The sequence below is a fragment of the Streptomyces sp. NPDC015131 genome, assembly GCF_043079975.1.
In the GTDB taxonomy this organism is placed as follows: Bacteria; Actinomycetota; Actinomycetes; order Streptomycetales; family Streptomycetaceae; genus Streptomyces.
The window spans coordinates 502344-516875 of sequence record NZ_JBIBVB010000005.1 but is presented as its reverse complement, the minus strand read 5'-3'; the positions used below and the strand labels follow the sequence as shown (position 1 = coordinate 516875).

Annotated in this window: 14 protein-coding genes; 7 read left to right on the top strand and 7 right to left on the bottom strand. The window is 71.4% G+C overall.

The features are described from left to right. Positions 1–36 precede the first annotated feature (36 nt). From ACF08D_RS22515 to ACF08D_RS22500, 4 genes are all read left to right on the top strand, one after another. On the top strand, positions 37–420 hold the full coding sequence (locus tag ACF08D_RS22515) for a phage holin family protein (RefSeq protein WP_392224525.1): 384 nt from the start codon (positions 37–39) through the stop codon (positions 418–420). Further along, positions 417–1544, top strand: coding sequence for a cystathionine gamma-lyase (locus tag ACF08D_RS22510; protein WP_392224524.1), 1128 nt, complete (start codon positions 417–419; stop codon positions 1542–1544). The genes ACF08D_RS22515 and ACF08D_RS22510 overlap by 4 nt, the downstream gene beginning before the upstream one ends. Positions 1545–1820: 276 nt before the next feature. Beyond that, complete coding sequence (locus ACF08D_RS22505; protein WP_392224523.1) at positions 1821–2717, top strand: LysR family transcriptional regulator; 897 nt, start codon at positions 1821–1823, stop codon at positions 2715–2717. Positions 2718–2779: 62 nt separating this feature from the next. Beyond that, positions 2780–3259 (top strand): NUDIX domain-containing protein, encoded by a 480-nt coding sequence (locus tag ACF08D_RS22500; RefSeq protein ID WP_392224522.1) that lies wholly within the window; start codon positions 2780–2782, stop codon positions 3257–3259. Positions 3260–3346: 87 nt separating this feature from the next. On the opposite strand, the gene ACF08D_RS22495 is transcribed toward ACF08D_RS22500, so the two are convergent. The 3 genes from ACF08D_RS22495 to ACF08D_RS22485 all read right to left on the bottom strand — a co-directional run bounded on the left by ACF08D_RS22495 (position 3347) and on the right by ACF08D_RS22485 (position 7742). After that, on the bottom strand, positions 3347–4819 hold the full coding sequence (locus tag ACF08D_RS22495; RefSeq protein WP_392224521.1) for a globin domain-containing protein: 1473 nt from the start codon (positions 4817–4819) through the stop codon (positions 3347–3349). 1186 nt (positions 4820–6005) lie between these two features. After that, positions 6006–6446, bottom strand: coding sequence for a heme-binding protein (locus tag ACF08D_RS22490; RefSeq protein WP_392224520.1), 441 nt, complete (start codon positions 6444–6446; stop codon positions 6006–6008). A gap of 81 nt (positions 6447–6527) precedes the next feature. Continuing rightward, complete coding sequence (locus ACF08D_RS22485; protein WP_392224519.1) at positions 6528–7742, bottom strand: MFS transporter; 1215 nt, start codon at positions 7740–7742, stop codon at positions 6528–6530. 139 nt (positions 7743–7881) lie between these two features. Here ACF08D_RS22485 and ACF08D_RS22480 point away from each other — a divergent pair, with 139 nt between their 5' ends. Next, on the top strand, positions 7882–8343 hold the full coding sequence (locus tag ACF08D_RS22480) for a MarR family winged helix-turn-helix transcriptional regulator (protein WP_392224518.1): 462 nt from the start codon (positions 7882–7884) through the stop codon (positions 8341–8343). A gap of 43 nt (positions 8344–8386) precedes the next feature. Then, complete coding sequence (locus ACF08D_RS22475) at positions 8387–8839, top strand: GNAT family N-acetyltransferase (RefSeq protein ID WP_392224517.1); 453 nt, start codon at positions 8387–8389, stop codon at positions 8837–8839. A 67-nt stretch (positions 8840–8906) separates the two neighbouring features. On the opposite strand, the gene ACF08D_RS22470 is transcribed toward ACF08D_RS22475, so the two are convergent. After that, entirely contained in the window at positions 8907–10283 is a 1377-nt protein-coding gene (locus tag ACF08D_RS22470; RefSeq protein WP_392224516.1) for a serine hydrolase domain-containing protein, read from the bottom strand. 84 nt (positions 10284–10367) lie between these two features. Beyond that, a complete protein-coding gene (dnaB, locus tag ACF08D_RS22465) occupies positions 10368–11858 on the bottom strand; it encodes a replicative DNA helicase (RefSeq protein WP_392224515.1) in 1491 nt (496 codons plus the stop codon). A 423-nt stretch (positions 11859–12281) separates the two neighbouring features. On the opposite strand from dnaB, the gene ACF08D_RS22460 reads away from it, so the two are divergent. After that, a complete protein-coding gene (locus ACF08D_RS22460; RefSeq protein WP_392224514.1) occupies positions 12282–13631 on the top strand; it encodes an MATE family efflux transporter in 1350 nt (449 codons plus the stop codon). Between the two features lie 144 nt (positions 13632–13775). On the opposite strand, the gene rplI is transcribed toward ACF08D_RS22460, so the two are convergent. Together rplI and rpsR are read right to left on the bottom strand one after the other, a co-directional pair. Further along, positions 13776–14222: a 50S ribosomal protein L9 gene (rplI, locus tag ACF08D_RS22455; RefSeq protein WP_073756469.1), complete on the bottom strand. Its 447-nt coding sequence runs from the start codon at positions 14220–14222 to the stop codon at positions 13776–13778. Between the two features lie 17 nt (positions 14223–14239). After that, positions 14240–14476 (bottom strand): 30S ribosomal protein S18, encoded by a 237-nt coding sequence (rpsR, locus tag ACF08D_RS22450; protein WP_005315025.1) that lies wholly within the window; start codon positions 14474–14476, stop codon positions 14240–14242. Between the last annotated feature and the right edge of the window lie 56 nt (positions 14477–14532).

Genomic DNA, 14532 nt, shown 5'->3' with positions numbered 1-14532 from the left:
GCACTCGGTCCGATCACGTCTGCCACGATCAGACACATGATGAATTTTGTAGTCAAGACGATCGCGAACGCGGCCGCCCTGGCAGTGGCGATCTGGCTGGTGTCCGGGATCACCCTCACCGGTGACAGCACCGGCAAGCAGGCCCTGACCCTGATCCTGGTGGCCCTGGTCCTCGGTGTGGTCAACTTCCTCGTCAAGCCGGTCGTGAAGCTGCTCACCCTGCCGCTGTTCATCCTCACGCTCGGCCTGTTCACGCTGGTCGTCAACGCGTTGATGCTGCTGCTGACGTCGTGGCTGGCCGACGTGCTGGACCTCAGCTTCCACGTCGAGGGCTTCTGGACCGCCGTGCTCGGCGGCTTGATCATCTCCATTGTCTCCTGGGCCATGAACGTCGTTCTCCCCGACGGGAGGGACGCGTGACGCGCGGCGACGGCACCCGGGCGGTACGGGCGGGACTGCCCGAGCCCGAGCCGTACGCGCCCGCCCTGCCCGGCCCCGTGTTCGCCGCGCACTACCACCTGCCCGGCGAGCCGACCGGCCCGTACACCTACGGCCGCGACGAGAACCCGACCTGGACCCACCTGGAACGGGCCATCGGCGAACTGGAGGCTCCTGGCCCCGGTGGTACCGAGGCGGAGACGGTCGTCTTCGCCTCCGGCATGGCCGCCGTCTCGGCCGTCCTCTTCTCCCAACTGCGCACCGGCGACGCGGTCGTGCTGCCCTCCGACGGCTACCAGGCGCTGGCACTGGTCCGCGAGCAGCTGGAGGCGTACGGGATCGAGGTCCGCACCGCCCCGACCGGCGGGGACGCGCAGCTCTCGGTGCTGGAGGGCGCGCGGCTGCTGTGGATCGAGACCCCGTCCAACCCCGGCCTGGACGTCTGCGACGTCCGGCGCCTGGTGGCCGCCGCGCACGCCACCGGGGCGCTCGTCGCGATGGACAACACGCTCGCCACCCCGCTCGGCCAGCGCCCGCTGGAACTGGGCGCCGACTTCTCCGTCGCCAGCGACACCAAGGGCCTGACCGGGCACGGTGACATCCTGCTCGGCCATGTCACCTCCCGCGACGCCGCACTCGCCGCCTCCGTACGGCGCTGGCGGAAGATCGCCGGAGCGATCCCGGGGCCGATGGAGGCCTGGCTCGCCCACCGGTCGCTGGCCACGCTCGCGTTGCGCGTCGACCGGCAGTGCGCGACCGCGCTGGTGCTCGCCGAGGCGCTCGCGGCGCGCGACGACATCACCGGCGTACGCCATCCCGGGCTGCCGGACGACCCGTCGCACGAGGTGGCGGCCCGGCAGATGCGGCGCTTCGGGTCGGTCGTCTCCTTCGTGCTGCCCGACCGGGAGCGGGCGGAACGCTTCCTGGGCGCGCTGCGCCTGGTGGACGACGCGACCAGCTTCGGCGGGGTGCGGTCCACGGCCGAGCGGCGCGGGCGGTGGGGCGGGGACGCGGTGCCCGAGGGCTTCATCCGCTTCTCCGTCGGGGCCGAGGACCCCGAGGACCTGGTGGCGGACGTGCTGCGCGCGCTCGACGAGGCACGGTGAGCGGAGCCCGTACGGCGAGAACGGACCGTACTCGGCGAGGCGAACCGTACGGCGAGAACGGAACCGTACGGCGGGAACGGACGGTCCGAGCCTCCCCCCTCATGGCTCGGACCGGCCGCTCCCCCGGTGCGGATGACCGCGTGTACAAGGCTAGTTGACTCTGTGTCAGTGTCCAATCACCCTGGCGACAGGGACCTATCGACTTATTTATAGTTGGACGGTCGGCCCCGGGGCGCCGTCAGCCCGGCACGGCCGAGGGGCGAGAGGGGGTGACGCATGGACCTGGCCCTGCTGCGTACGTTCGTCACGGTGCACCGAGCCGGCTCCTTCACCCGGGCCGCCGCTCTGCTGGGCCTCTCCCAGCCGGCCGTGACCAGCCAGATCCGCACGCTGGAACGGCAGCTCGGCCGCCCGCTGTTCCTGCGCCAGGCCCGTGGCGTCACCCCCACCACCATCGGCGACGAGCTGGCCCAGCGCGCGGCCCCGCACCTCGACGCCCTGGTGGAGATCGCCGAGACCGGCCTCGACGCCGAGTCCGGGGTGCGCACCCTGCATCTGGCCGGGCCGCCCGAGTTCACCTCCGTCCGCGCGCTGCCCGCCCTCACGCCCCTGGTCTCCCAGGGCCTCGCCCTGCGCGCCTCGCTCGTCCCGGCCGCCGAGGAGGTCCTCGACGGGCTGGCCGCGGGCCACCACGACCTCGCGATCGCCACCGCCCGCCCCCGCGGCGGCCTCCTCACCGCCACCCCCCTCTGCGACGAGGAGCACGTCCTGGTGGCGTCCCCGCGCTGGGCGGCCCGGCTGGGGTCCGGGGTCCTGTTACGCAAGGGCGCCGTCGTCCTGGAGCAGCTGCCGGTGGTCGAGGTCCACGAGTCGCTGCCGTTCGTCGCGCGCTACTGGGCGGCGGTCTTCGAGTCGAAACCGGCCGCCGCCGCCACCGTCGTCGCGCCCGACCTCCGCGCCGTACGGGAGTCCGCGGCCTCGGGCGCCGGGCTCGCCGTGCTGCCCCGCTACCTGTGCGAGGACGACCTGGCGGCCGGCCGGCTGGTGGCCCTGCTCGACCCGCCGGTGCCGCCGCTGCGCACCTACTTCATGGTCGTCCGGACCGGCACGCTCGCCCTGCCCCACATCGCGCGGGCCCACGAGTCGCTGCTCCGCGCCGCGACCGGCTGGTGACCGGTGGTGGGGGGAGCGGCCCGGAGGGTTTCAGGAGGGGCTTCCCGGGCCATTTTCAAGCCATGACCGAACGTCCCGTGGTCAAGCGCACCGCACGCGCCATCCTGCTCGACGGCGACGACCTCGTCCTGATCAAGCGCACCAAGCCCGGCGTCGATCCGTACTGGGTCACACCGGGCGGCGGGGTGGAGCCCGATGACGCGACCGTCGTCGACGCGCTGCACCGGGAGGTCCACGAGGAGCTGGGCGCCAAGATCAAGGACGTGGTGCCCTGCTTCGTGGACACGGTCGAGCACATCGTGGACGGCGGGGTGTCCGGCGTGAAGGTGCAGCACTTCTTCGTCTGCCGGCTGGAGTCCATGGACCCCTCCCTGCGGCACGGGCCGGAGGTGGACGAGCCGGTCGGCGAGTACGAGATCGTCCGGGTGCCCTTCAGCCGGGTCGGGATCGCCGCCGTCCACCTCGTACCGCTGTCGCTGCGCCACTACCTGGACGGCAACATCGAGGGCGTACGGGCGATGCACGCGCCCGACCTGGGCTGACCACCGCTCGGCGCGCCGGCCGGCCCCGTCAGCCGGCCCCGTCAGCTGGCCCCTCGGTCGGCCGCCGCGGCGCCCGGGCCCTCCCGCTCAGTCGGCCGCCGCCACCAGCTCTTCGAGCGAGTCGTGCCGAATCCGCTCGTAGGGCACCCCGACGCCCCTGAGCGCGTCGACACCGCTGCGGATCATGCCGACCGGACCCGAGAGGTACGCGTCGTACTCGTTCCACGGCCCGTACTCGCGCACCACGTCCGGCAGCTGGGTCTTGCCGTCGATGATGGCGCGGACCTCCAGCCACGGGTGCGACTGCTGGAGCCGCAGCATGGTGTCGATGTCGTACAGGTCGTGATCGGTGCGCGCCCCATAGAACACCTCGACCGGCCGCCGAGCGCCGCGCTCGGCGACGTCCTCGACCAGCGCCTTGATGGGCGCGATCCCGGTGCCGCCGCCCACGCAGAGCAGACCGTTGTCGGTCGAGTGGTCGACGGTCATCGAACCGGCCGGCGGCCCCAGCCGCAGCACGTCGCCGGGGCGGGCGTGGTGCACCAGGGCGTTGGACACCCAGCCGGCCGGAACGGCCTTGACGTGGAAGGACAGCAGCCCGTCCGGGCGCGGCGCGGAGGCGAAGGAGTAGTGCCGCCAGATGCGCGGCCACCAGGGGGTCTCCAGGCTCGTGTACTGGCCGGCCAGGAAGGGGTACGGCTGGTCGGGGCGGACCGTGATCACCGCGATGTCGGGCGTCCGCAGGTCGTGCGAGACCACCTCGGCCTGCCACCAGGCGGGGGCGTGGCGCTCGTTCTCGGCGGCGGCGTCGATCATGATCTGGGAGATCTGGGTGTACGTCCGGACCCAGGCGGCCTCCGTCTCCTCGTCCCAGGTCGTCGTCGCGTACTTGCTCAGCGCGCCGATGAGCGCCTCGCCGACGGCCGGGTAGTGGGAGGCGTCGGTGCCGTACTTGCGGTGGCCGCGCCCGAGGTGCTGGAGGTAGTCGGTCAGCACCTCCGGGTTGTCCATGTGCTCGGCGGCGGTGAGCAGCGCCCGCAGCAGCCGGTCGCGCTGGGCCTCCATGGCGGCAGGGAAGAGGGCCCGCAGCTCGGGGGTACGGGTGAAGAGCAGGGCGTAGAAGTACGAGGTGACCTTGTCCGCCATGGGCGCCACTTCGGCGAGCGTCCGCCGGACCCGCACCGCGTCGGGCGATCCGGTGTCGGGCGATCCGGCCTCGGACGGGTCGGCGTCGGACGGGTCGGCGTCCAGCGGTCCGGCGTCGGACGGAGCGGCGTCCAGCGATCCGGCGTCGGGCCATCGGGCGTCGAAGGGGGTCTCGGCCGCACCGGGCGACGCGGCCGGTACGGCCGGTTCGGCTTGTGAGGCTGATTGGGCTCGTACGGCTGGTTCGGCTTGTACGGCTGGTTCGGCTTGTACGGCTGACGCGACGGTCTCGGGCGCCGGGTCGTGGGGAGCCGCACCGCGGGGCGCCCGGGCGCCGGGTGCCTCGTCCGGCAGGGGCCGCCGGGGGAGGCCCGGTGCGACGGTCGCGGGACGGCCGCCGAGCGGTCCGCTCATACCGCTGTCCGGCCGGCGTACGGGGCCGGTGTGGCCCTTCGGCTCGTCGTACCGAGCGCGCGGGGGCTCCGGCTGCGCGGGCGAGCCCGGGGCGTCGGCGGGGGCGTGCCCGGGCGCCGGAGTCGCCGTCGGCTCGGTGGGGCGTTCATGCACGGGTCGTGCCGGGGCTTCGGCGGTCCGAGCCGCTGCGGCGCCGACCATGCGTATCGAGGTGAGCGGGCGCCGCCGGCCGGCTATCCGCTCCTGGCCGGCTATCCACTCCTGGTCACCGGCCGATGCGCCCGGGCGGACCGCCCCGGCGTGGACGGGCTCGGTCGCGGGGTCGCCGCCGTGGGCTGACCCGGCCCCTTCGGCCGCCTGGGGCTGGGGGGCGTTCTCGGCCTGATGGGCATGGGGGGATTCAGCGGGCCGGGAAGTCACCGGCTTGCGCGGAGTGAACCAGCCACCGCCTCCGCCGTTGTCCTCGGAAGTGCCGTTGTCGGCCGACGTGGTGGTCGGAGCGTCCATAGAGTGCCTCGCCTCGAACATCTTTCGGTCGGTCTGTGCACTTCCGCCTGCCCGGAAGTCGCGTCAATTCGCCGCTCTGCCTCGTACACGCTGCCCGCCGCCCACAGTAGCCCTCGGCCCAGCTGGGGGTCCGGGGGGAGTGCGCCTGCCCGTGGCCGAAACCGTGATGGTCGTGGTCGCAGCATGGCAGCAGATTCCGGCCCGTCGGAGTGTGAGGGGAAAGCCCGGATTTCGACCTCGAATTTCGTTAGGCTGCGATACCTGCCGTGTCCCTGAACTCACCGCGCACGAGTACCCGTTCATGGGCTCCGCGGAGTATGCCTCCCCTGTCAGCGCCTGGGCACGTCCGGACAGATGATGGTCCGCGTTGATCACCACCGCTACCGGGGGTCGTCGCGAGGATCGCCGCGTCGGACATGGAATCACTGGATGTGACATACGCGTCCAGTTCCCCCTCGAACTCTGCACAGAGTCGGTTCGTGATCTTCACCTTCTCTGGCGAGGAGCGTCGTGTTTCACGTGAAACATTGCGCGGCTTGCGCTGACGCGCGGCTGGGCGACTGCCCGGCTGCCCTCCTGCCCGGCTCTGAACAGACCTGTCCCCCTGGCCGGAAGACCCGCGCCAGGGGGACGGTCGTGGCGAAACACTGGGGATGCGGGGCCCTGACGAGCCTGACCCCTAGGACTCGATGCGCCGGCTGAGAGCCTCCACCGCCGCGGTGGCGAACTGGTGGTCCTGCTCCGGGGCGCCGCCGCCCACGCCGATCGCGCCGATCAGCGGGCCGTCGCGGTGGACGGGCACCCCGCCCGCGATGAAGAGGAGCGGCCGGTCGAGGGCCGTGGGCAGCGTGTGGAAGGGACCTCCGGGCTGCACGGCGTCGACCAGGTCGGCGGTGGGCGCGTCGAGCTGAAGAGCGGTGAACGCCTTGCGGGTGCTCGTCTCGCCGGCGATCAGGACGGCGCGGTCGTCGCGGCGGAAGGCGAGCAGGTGGCCGCCGGCGTCGAGGACGGTGACCGCCACGGCGACTCCCGCCTCTTCCGCCGCGTGCCGGGCGTTCTCGATCAGGGCCTCCGCGTCCTGTGTGGTCAGCGGGGCGACGGCGAGGGTGCTGGTGCTCATGAGGGGTGGCTCCTTGCTACAGGGGTGGTACGGAGTGGGAGGCAGTGGGCCGCCGGGCCTTCGGGGTCTGCGGCCCGGGGGTCAGTGGTGGCCGGCGGGGACTGCGGCCGGCTCGGGCGCGGCGCCGGTGACGATCCGGCTGTCCCGGCGCGTGTCGCGGCGCTCCAGGGCGCTGGACAGGATGGCCAGCGCCAGGGCGGAGGCGGCCAGGACGGCGCCGACCCAGTTCGGGGCGGTGATGCCGAGCCCCGCCGCGATGACGACACCGCCGAGCCAGGCGGAGAGGGCGTTGCCCAGGTTGAAGGCCCCGATGTTCACCGCGGAGGCGAGCGTGGGGGCGCCGGACGCCTGGTCCAGGACGCGCTTCTGGAGCGGGGGGACGGTCGCGAAGCCCAGGGCGCCGATCAGCGTGATGGTGACCGCGGCCGCGATCTGGTGGTGGGCGGTGAGGGTGAACAGCGCCAGCACGAGGGCGAGGGCGCCCAGCGACACGTACAGCAGGGGCATCAGCCTGCGGTCGGCGAACTTGCCGCCGATCAGGTTGCCGCCCACCATGCCGAGGCCGAACAGGACCAGCAGCCAGGTGACGGAGGACTCGGCGAATCCGGCCGCCTCGGTCATCATCGGCGTGATGTACGTGATCGCCGCAAAGACACCGCCGAAGCCGAGCACGGTCATGGCCATGGCCAGCAGGACCTGCACATTGCGGAACGCGGCGAGTTCATGGCGCAGGCGCACCCCTTCGGGCTTGGGCTGCTCGGGGACGAGCTTGGCCACTCCCAGGAGGCCGAGCACACCGAGGGCGGCGACGATGACGAAGGTCGCGCGCCAGCCGGCCGTCTGGCCGATGAAGGTGCCGGCCGGGACGCCGACGACATTGGCCACGGTGAGGCCGGTGAACATCATGGCGATCGCGCCGGCCTTCTTCTCGGGTGCGACCAGGTCGGCGGCGACGACCGAGCCGATGCCGAAGAAGGCGCCGTGGGCGAGCGAGGCGACGACCCGGCCCGTGAGCATGAGGCCGAAGGTGGGCGCCACGGCGGAGAGGACGTTGCCCGCGATGAACAGGCCCATGAGCAGCATGAGCATCCGCTTGCGGGACACCTTGGTGCCCAGGACCGTCATGAGCGGGGCGCCGAGGACGACGCCGAGGGCGTAGCCCGTGACGAGGTGTCCCGCCGTGGGGATGGACACCTGGTAGTCGGCCGCGACCTGGGGGAGCAGCCCCATGATCACGAATTCCGTGGTTCCGATACCGAAGGCCCCGATAGCGAGGGCCAGGAGCGCGAGCGGCATGGATGCCACCTTCCAAAGATTGCGTCTGCGCCTTACGAGCGTCGACAATAATTGCAAGCGCGGGCTAAATGCAAGCGCGGGCTATTGCAGGCGTCGTCTATCCTGGTGACACGCCGCTCCGGACGGAGGAGACCACCCCATGACAGCCACAGACCCCGCCCTCACCGCCCTCTCGCAGGGCTGGTGCGCTCTCTCGCTGCTCCACGGGAAGATCGAGGCGCATATCGAGCGCAGGCTGGAGGCCGAGCACGGGCTCAGCGTCCGCGAGTTCTCGCTGCTCGACGTCCTCAGCAGGCAGCACAACGGGCCCGGCGGGCACCTCCAGATGAAGCAGGTCGCCGACGCCGTCGTCCTCAGCCAGAGCGCCACGACCCGTCTGGTCTCCCGCCTGGAGGACCGGGGCCTGCTGACCCGCTACCTCTGCGACACCGACCGCCGTGGCATCTACACCGATGTGACCGAGGCCGGCCTGACCCTGCTCGCCCAGGCACGGCCCACCAATGACACCGCCCTGCGCGAGGCACTCGACGAGGCGGCGAGGAACCCGGAGCTGGCCCCGCTGGTCAGGGCCGTGGAGGAGCTGAACGTCCCGGTGGGCTGAGGGGCTCCGGCCCGGTGGCCGGGCCGCGCGTTAGCCTGCCCGCATGACCGACCTGGAGATCCGCCCCGCCACCCACGCCGACATACCCGCGATCGTGCAGATGCTCGCCGACGACCCGCTGGGGGCGCAGCGCGAGTCGCTCGACGACCTCACCCCGTACACCGCGGCCTTTGAGCGGCTGGCGAGCGATCCGCACAACCACATCGTGGTCGCCGTACGGGAGGGACGGGTCGTCGGCACGCTCCAGCTCACGATCATCCCGGGCCTGTCCCGCCGGGGCGCCACCCGGTCGATCATCGAGGGCGTCCGCGTCCACGCCGACGAGCGCGGAAGCGGCCTGGGAACCCAGCTCATCGAGTGGGCCATCGAGGAATCCCGCCGTCTGCAGTGCCGGCTGGTGCAGCTGACCTCGGACGCCTCCCGGACGGACGCTCGCCGCTTCTACGAGCGGCTGGGGTTCGAGGCCTCGCATGTGGGCTTCAAGATGGCGCTCTGAGAAGAGCAGGAGAAGAGGAAACGGCGCGCGGGGCTCCGCGCGCCGTTTCACGTGAAACATCGCCGCCTCAGAGGCCGCGCCAACCCTCCGGGTCGACTCCGCCCGGCACCGCGTCCCCCGGCTCATAGGGCTCGCGCGTGAAGGCGAAGGACCCGCAGTCGAGGTGGCTCACGGAGCCGTCCGTGCGCCGCACCACTCGGAGCGTCTCGCCGGCGTAGTAGTCGTCCAGCCCGGTCCAGGTCCCGTCGCTCTCCGCTCGGAATCGCGCGGCGCGGCCCTCTCCCCGCAGGGGGCTGAGTTCGACACCGCCGTCCGCGACCACCCGCAGCCCATAGGCGTAGGTGCCCCAGTACCAGGGTCCGGTCAGCTCCAGCAGCTGTGGATCGATGGCGGGCAGGGGCCGCCAAGGTTCCGGGATGCGGGGCTCGGCCTCGGCGACGATCCGGATGAGGTCGGCGGCAACACCGCTGGGCATCGGCCCCGAGGTGGCGTTGGCCAGCACGACCGCCGCCACACCGTCCTCCACGCACACCCAGAGCCCGGCGACAAAGCCCGGCAGGGAGCCTCCGTGGCCCACCAGGACCCGTCCCCCCGCACGCACCAGCCGCAGACCGAGACCGTAGCCGCCGTCCCAGTCCCCCGCCTCCAAGGGCGCCAGGGGCGTACGCATCTCCCGCAGGGTCTCCGCGCTCAGGACCCGGTCGTCCCCCTCGGCCAGGAAACAGGCGAAGCGGCACAAGTCCTCGACGGTCGACCACAGTTGCCCGGCCGGTGCCATCACCCCGAGGTCCTCGGCCGGTTCCGGCAGCAGCACATCCGCCCAGGGGTGCACCGCCCAGCCACCGGCGTGCGGGGCAACAGGCCGGACGCTGGTCCGCTCCAACCCCAGGGGCACCAGGATCTCCGCCGTCAGCGCCTCCTCCCAGCTCACCCCGCGCACGGCCTCGACCAGCGAACCCAGCAGCGTGTAACCCGTGTTGGAGTAGTGATAGCGCCGCCCGGCCGGGTGCACCACCGGGCGCTCCCCCAGCACATCGGCGAGTTCCGGGCGGAGCGTCCCCGGCGTCCGCTCCCACCAGGGCGCGGGCGTCTCGGCGGCCAGCCCGGCACTGTGGCTGAGCAGCTGAGCGATCGTCACCTCCCCCACGCCCGTCCCGGGCAGGTGCTTCTCCAGCGGATCGGCGAGGTCGATCAGCCCCTCGTCCCGCAGCCGCATCACCAGAACCGCCGTGAACGGCTTGGTGATGGAACCGATCCGGTACTGCGTCCGGGCATCGGGCACATGACCCTCGACGCAGCTGCGCCCGCCCTCCCACACCAGCCGGCCGTCCCGCGCCACGCCCCCGACCAGCGACGGCGCCCGCCCCTCGGCCTGCGCGGTGGCCACCCGGTGCAGCAGGGCACGCTCGGTACTGGGAAGCAGGGCTTCGAATGATGACGTCATGCCCCAGGTCTATCCGCCCGGCAGCACCACCGTCGACCACATTCCCCCGCGCCCCCACGCCGCCGCCCCCGAGGGGGCACCGGATCAGGTCTGCGCCATGTCCACGAAGCGCGAGTAGTGGCCCTGGAAGGCGACCGTGATGGTGGCCGTGGGGCCGTTACGGTGCTTGGCGACGATCAGGTCCGCCTCGCCCGCGCGGGGCGACTCCTTCTCGTAGGCGTCCTCGCGGTGCAGCAGGATGACCATGTCCGCGTCCTGCTCGATGGAGCCGGATTCACGGAGGTCCGAGACCATCGGCTTCTTGTCCGTCCGCTGCTCGGGGCCACGGTTCAGCTGGGAGAGCGCGATCACGGGAAGCTCCAGCTCCTTGGCCAGAAGCTTGAGGTTTCGTGACATGTCGGAGACCTCCTGCTGCCGGCTCTCGGCCCGCTTGGAGCCGCCGGACTGCATCAGCTGGAGGTAGTCGATGACGACCAGCTTGAGGTTGTTGCGCTGCTTGAGCCGGCGGCACTTGGCGCGGATCTCCATCATCGACAGGTTGGGGGAGTCGTCGATGTAGAGGGGGGCCTGCGACACGTCCGGCATCCGGCGGGCGAGCCGCGTCCAGTCCTCGTCGGTCATCGTGCCGGAGCGCATATGGTGCAGCGCCACCCGCGCCTCGGCCGACAGCAGGCGCATGGCGATCTCGTTGCGGCCCATCTCCAGGGAAAAGATGACGCTCGGCAGGTTGTTTTTGATCGAGCACGCACGGGCGAAGTCCAGCGCGAGCGTCGACTTGCCCATGGCGGGACGGGCGGCGATGACGATCATCTGGCCGGGGTGCAGACCGTTCGTCAGGGAGTCGAAGTCGGTGAAGCCCGTCGGCACACCGGTCATCTCGCCGCTGCGCGAGCCGATCGCCTCGATCTCGTCGAGCGCGCCCTCCATGATGTCGCCGAGCGGCAGATAGTCCTCGCTCGTGCGCTGCTCGGTGACCGCGTAGATCTCCGCCTGCGCCGAGTTGACGATCTCGTCCACGTCGCCGTCGGCGGCGTATCCCATCTGCGTGATCTTCGTGCCGGCCTGGACGAGGCGGCGCAGCACCGCCCGCTCGTGCACGATCTCGGCGTAGTACGAGGCGTTCGCCGCGGTGGGGACCGACTGGACCAGGGTGTGCAGGTACGACGCCCCGCCGACCCGGTTGATCTCCCCGCGCTTGGTCAGCTCGGCGCCGACGGTGATCGGGTCGGCGGGCTCGCCCTTGGCGTAGAGGTCGAGGATCGCGGTGTAGATGGTCTCGTGGGCCGGCTTGTAGAAGTCGTGGCCCTTGATGATCTCCACGACGTCCGCGATGGCGTCCTTGGAGAGCAGCATGCCGCCGAGCACCGACTGCTCCGCGTCGAGGTCCTGCGGCGGCACCCGCTCGAAGCCGCCCGCCCCGCTGTCCCAGGGACCGGTGTCGCTGCCGCGCTCGTGCTGCTCGTCGCGGGCCATGCCCCGGCCCCGGCTGTCACTGCCGCGCTGGCGGGTGACGGGCAGACGATCACCCGGACCGGTGTCGGCCCAGGGGTCGTCCAAGGGCTCGGGAATGCTCACCGGCCCACCTCCTCCCGTCCGCTCCGCGGACCTCGCCGTGCCACTCTTTCTACGGCACGACACTGACAAAGCGAGGTGCTCCACTCCGCTTCTGGCGCGTCGAGCGCCGGACCACGGTAGGCCCGCGGGCACCGTCAGCCAATCTGGTTATCCACAGGGCCTGTGGGTGAAGACCCAGATGCTGTGGAGAACCCCGCAGAACCTGTGCACGGACCGGGGGACAGCCGTGTGGACAAACTCATAGCGACCCCAGCCCCCACCCTCTGACCTGCGGCTTTTCCATCCACGGCCTGTGGGGGAGAAAAACTTTCCCCACGGGACCAAGATCAGAACAAACGGCGCACACCCCCAGCACCCACCGGAGCGGTTGTAAGGATCCAAGGACCCTTGCATCTCTTACCTGTGGAAGATTAGATTGCCCCCATGACCCAGGCCCCCGAGCGCCCCTCCAGCGGGCGCACGAGCGAACGACGCCGGCACGACCGCGAGATCATCTCCCTCGCCGTGCCGGCCTTCGGAGCGCTCGTCGCCGAACCGCTCTTCGTGATGGTCGACAGCGCCATCATCGGGCACCTCGGCACCTCCCAGCTCGCCGGTCTGGGTATCGCCGCCGCCCTGCTGTCCACCGCCGTCAGTGTGTTCGTCTTCCTCGCCTATGCCACCACCGCGGCCGTCGCCCGCCGCGTGGGCGCCGGCGACCTGCCCTCGGCCATCCGCCAGGGCATGGACGGCATCTGGCTGGCCCTCCTGCTCGGCCTGGCCGTCATCGCCGTCACCCTGCCCGCGGCCCCTTGGCTGGTGGAGCTCTTCGGCGCCTCCGGCACCGCCGCGCCGTACGCCACCACCTATCTCCGCATCTCCAGCCTGGGCATCCCGGCGATGCTCATCGTGCTCGCCGCCACCGGCGTGCTCCGGGGTCTCCAGGACACCAGGACCCCCCTGTACGTCGCCATCGCCGGCTTCGCGGCCAATGGGCTCCTGAACGTGCTCCTCGTCTATGGCGCCGGGCTCGGCATCGCCGGCTCCGCCTGGGGCACCGTCATCGCCCAGTGCGGCATGGCGGCGGCCTACCTCGTCGTCGTCGTACGCGGCGCACGGCGGCACGGGGCGTCCCTGCGCCCGGATGCCGCCGGGATACGCGCCAGCGCCCAGGCGGGCGTACCGCTGCTGATCCGTACGCTTTCCCTGCGGGCGGTCATGCTGATCGCCACCGCGGTCGCCGCCCGGATGGGCGACGTGGACGTGGCCGCCCACCAGATCATCCTGTCCCTGTGGACCCTGATGTCCTTCGCCCTGGACGCCATCGCCATCGCCGGCCAGGCGATCATCGGCCGCTACCTGGGGGCGGGGGACGCCGAAGGGGCCCGGCGGGTCTGCCGCCGCATGGTGCAGTGGGGCATCGCCTCCGGAGTGGTGCTCGGCGCCCTCATCGTCCTGGCCCGCCCGCTCTTCATCCCGCTGTTCACCGGCGACCCCACCGTCCGGGACGTGCTGCTGCCGGCCCTCCTGGTGGTGGCCCTGGCACAGCCGATCGCCGGAGTGGTCTTCGTCCTCGACGGCGTCCTGATGGGCGCGGGCGACGGCCCCTACCTGGCCGGGGCCATGGTGGTGACCCTCGCCGTCTTCGCCCCCGTGGCCCTGCTGGTGCCCGTCCTGGGCGGGGGCCTCACCGCCCTGTGGTGGGCGATGGGACTGATGATGGCGGTCCGTATGGTCACCCTCTGGCTCCGGATGCGATCCGGCCGCTGGGTCGTCACCGGCGCCGCGCGCTGACTGAGGCCCGCCCAGCGCCTCGCACGCCATGTTTCACGTGAAACACCGCAGAAGGGCCGCACCCGGAGGTGCGGCCCTTCTGGGCATTCGACGATCAGCGATCTGCGATCAGCGATCGTCAGAGATCAACTCCGTGCCTGAACTTCAGGCAGCGACGATCTCGACGCCGAGCTTCGCGACGACCTCGGCGTGCAGACGCACGGACACCTGGTGCGAGCCCAGGGTCTTGATCGGCGAACCGAGCTCCACACGGCGCTTGTCGACCTCGGGACCACCCGCGGACTTGATCGCCGAAGCGATGTCCGCCGGGGTCACGGAGCCGAAGAGACGGCCGGCGTCGCCGGAGCGAACGGCCAGGCGCACCTTCGTGCCCTCGAGCTGGGCCTTGATCTCGTTGGCCTGCTCGATGGTCGCGATCTCGTGGATCTTGCGGGCGCGGCGGATCTGCGCCACGTCCTTCTCGCCACCCTTGGTCCAGCGGATCGCGAAACCGCGCGGGACCAGGTAGTTGCGAGCGTAACCGTCCTTGACGTCGACGACGTCACCGGCGGTGCCGAGGCCGGAGACCTCGTGCTTGAGGATGATCTTCATGATTCGGTCACCCTCCCTTATCGCGCGGTGGACGTGTAGGGCAGCAGCGCCATCTCACGGCTGTTCTTGACGGCCGTGGCGACGTCACGCTGGTGCTGCGTGCAGTTGCCGGTCACGCGGCGGGCACGGATCTTGCCGCGGTCGGAAATGAACTTCCGCAGCATGTTCGTGTCCTTGTAGTCCACGTACGCGGTCTTGTCCTTGCAGAATGCGCAGACCTTCTTCTTCGGCTTGCGCACAGGCGGCTTCGCCATGGTGTATCTCCTGTGTGATCAAGAAGTGGGGTACGAGCCCGGTCCCCGGTCCCGGA

What these genes read in the sequence shown, in the direction of transcription:
- ACF08D_RS22515 (WP_392224525.1), top strand. Translation starts at nt 37, where the DNA reads ATGATGAATTTTGTAGTCAAGACGATCGCGAACGCGGCCGCCCTGGCA.
- ACF08D_RS22505 (WP_392224523.1), top strand. Translation starts at nt 1,821, where the DNA reads ATGGACCTGGCCCTGCTGCGTACGTTCGTCACGGTGCACCGAGCCGGC.
- ACF08D_RS22500 (WP_392224522.1), top strand. Translation starts at nt 2,780, where the DNA reads ATGACCGAACGTCCCGTGGTCAAGCGCACCGCACGCGCCATCCTGCTC.
- ACF08D_RS22495 (WP_392224521.1), bottom strand. Translation starts at nt 4,819, where the DNA reads ATGAGCGGACCGCTCGGCGGCCGTCCCGCGACCGTCGCACCGGGCCTC.
- ACF08D_RS22490 (WP_392224520.1), bottom strand. Translation starts at nt 6,446, where the DNA reads ATGAGCACCAGCACCCTCGCCGTCGCCCCGCTGACCACACAGGACGCG.
- ACF08D_RS22485 (WP_392224519.1), bottom strand. Translation starts at nt 7,742, where the DNA reads ATGCCGCTCGCGCTCCTGGCCCTCGCTATCGGGGCCTTCGGTATCGGA.
- ACF08D_RS22480 (WP_392224518.1), top strand. Translation starts at nt 7,882, where the DNA reads ATGACAGCCACAGACCCCGCCCTCACCGCCCTCTCGCAGGGCTGGTGC.
- ACF08D_RS22475 (WP_392224517.1), top strand. Translation starts at nt 8,387, where the DNA reads ATGACCGACCTGGAGATCCGCCCCGCCACCCACGCCGACATACCCGCG.
- ACF08D_RS22470 (WP_392224516.1), bottom strand. Translation starts at nt 10,283, where the DNA reads ATGACGTCATCATTCGAAGCCCTGCTTCCCAGTACCGAGCGTGCCCTG.
- ACF08D_RS22460 (WP_392224514.1), top strand. Translation starts at nt 12,282, where the DNA reads ATGACCCAGGCCCCCGAGCGCCCCTCCAGCGGGCGCACGAGCGAACGA.
- rplI (WP_073756469.1), bottom strand. Translation starts at nt 14,222, where the DNA reads ATGAAGATCATCCTCAAGCACGAGGTCTCCGGCCTCGGCACCGCCGGT.
- rpsR (WP_005315025.1), bottom strand. Translation starts at nt 14,476, where the DNA reads ATGGCGAAGCCGCCTGTGCGCAAGCCGAAGAAGAAGGTCTGCGCATTC.